Source organism: Streptosporangium sp. DT93 (assembly GCF_049844535.1).
Taxonomy (GTDB): domain Bacteria; phylum Actinomycetota; class Actinomycetes; order Streptosporangiales; family Streptosporangiaceae; genus Streptosporangium.
In genome coordinates, this window is the sequence record NZ_JBNCLF010000051.1 from 1 (window position 1) to 1,648 (window position 1,648).

Annotated in this window: 1 protein-coding gene and 2 pseudogenes; 1 reads left to right on the top strand and 2 read right to left on the bottom strand. The window is 70.7% G+C overall.

Annotation, left to right across the window (positions count from 1 at the left end; translation table 11 throughout):
• Window positions 1-279, bottom strand: a pseudogene (locus tag ACLQ2R_RS39405) (phospholipid carrier-dependent glycosyltransferase); the annotation flags it as partial.
• Window positions 280-333: 54 nt separating this feature from the next.
• On the bottom strand, window positions 334-1,188 hold the full coding sequence (gene rsmI, locus ACLQ2R_RS39410) for a 16S rRNA (cytidine(1402)-2'-O)-methyltransferase (protein ID WP_425966530.1): 855 nt from the start codon (window positions 1,186-1,188) through the stop codon (window positions 334-336).
• A gap of 97 nt (window positions 1,189-1,285) precedes the next feature.
• Here rsmI and ACLQ2R_RS39415 point away from each other — a divergent pair.
• Window positions 1,286-1,648 (top strand): annotated as a pseudogene (locus ACLQ2R_RS39415) (phospholipid carrier-dependent glycosyltransferase); the annotation flags it as partial.

Genomic DNA, 1,648 nt, shown 5'->3' on the forward strand with positions numbered 1-1,648 from the left:
GGCGACGTACAGCGGGCAGGGGTCGGCGTCGGGCGGGGTGCAGGTGACCAGGAAGTCGGTCTTCCCGGAGAGGATCATCCGGTCGGCCACGGGGTCGTCCTTGGTGCCGAGCGAGGCCCGTTCCACGCCGAAGGTGATCAGCGCCCAGGCGTCCTTGGCGTACCAGGTCTCGTCGAACACGACCGCGTGCGGCCGTCCGAGGTCGACGAACCTGAGCACGGCCCCGAGGGCCGTGACCAGCAGCGGTCCCAGCCATCCCCGGAGGACGTCTTCCGGCATCGGAGGCAGGAGGCGATCCCGTATTGCTCCCATTCAGGCAATTATGGTGATAAATCAGCCTCGATGGACGGCATCGTAGAGATCGCGTTTGGGGATCCCCGCCTCCTTGGCCACGTCCACGATCGCCTGCTTCCTCGGCGTCCCCGTCTCCTCGCGCCGCGCGACCTCCCCGACCAGGTCGCCGATCACCGGTGGCAGATCCCCCCGGACATACCCGGCGACGACCACGGTGATCTCCCCCTTCACCCCGCCCGCCGCCCATTCGGCCAGCTCGCCGAGGCCGCCGCGCCGTACCTCCTCGTAGGTCTTGGTCAGCTCGCGGCAGACCGCCGCCCGGCGGTCGGCGCCGAACGCCTCCGCCATGGCCGCCAGCGCGGCGTGCAGCCGGTGCGGCGCCTCGAAGAACACCATGGTGCGCTCCTCGGCCGCGAGCGCCGCGAGCCGCCGGGAGCGCTCACCGGGCTTGCGCGGCGGGAAGCCCTCGAAGCAGAACCGGTCGCTGGGCAGCCCGGAGACGGCCAGCGCCGTGGTCACCGCCGACGGGCCGGGCAGCGAGGTGACCGTGATCCCGGCCTCGACCGCCAGGTGGGTCAGCCGGTAGCCGGGGTCGGAGACGCCGGGCATGCCCGCGTCGGTGATCACCAGCACGGTCCTGCCCTCCTGGAGCGCCGCGAGGAGCTCGGCGGCCCGGCCCGCCTCGTTGGCGTCGTAGTAGGAGACGACCCGCCCGCCGATCTCGGCGCCCAGCTCCCCGGCCAGCCGCCGCAGCCGCCGGGTGTCCTCGGCCGCCACCACGTCGGCGCTCTCCAGCGCCTGGCGCAGCCGTGGCGAGACGTCACCGGCCTGCCCGATGGGAGCCCCTGCCAGCACAAGCCTGCCGTTGTCCGTCACCGTTCCATCCTCCCGCATTTCGGATGAGCCCCCTGCCTGGGGAGAAATTCCCCAATTAGACCTGTAGGAGGTATTTCCTAGGCTGATGAAGGCGGGTGACCCGTACGATGTCCGGGTGGCCGTGACCGACTTCACCAACCAGGCGTCAGATCAGCCGGAGTCCCAGCCGGGCGGGGGCCCCGCGTTCTCCCTGAGAGACCGGCTGGTGCCCCCGATGCCCGACGGAGCCCTGTGGGGCTGGCTGGGCCCGTTGCTGGTCACCGCGTTCGGCGCGATCCTGCGGCTGGTGAACCTCGGGCACCCGAACTCGATCATGTTCGACGAGACCTACTACGCCAAGGACGCCTGGGCGCTGATCACCTTCGGCGCCGAGCACAACGTGGTCAAGGACGCCGACAAGATCATCATGAGCGGCGGCACCGGGATCTGGCAGCAGTGCGCCCCGGCCGAGATCGACAAGTGCGCCTCGTATGTGGTG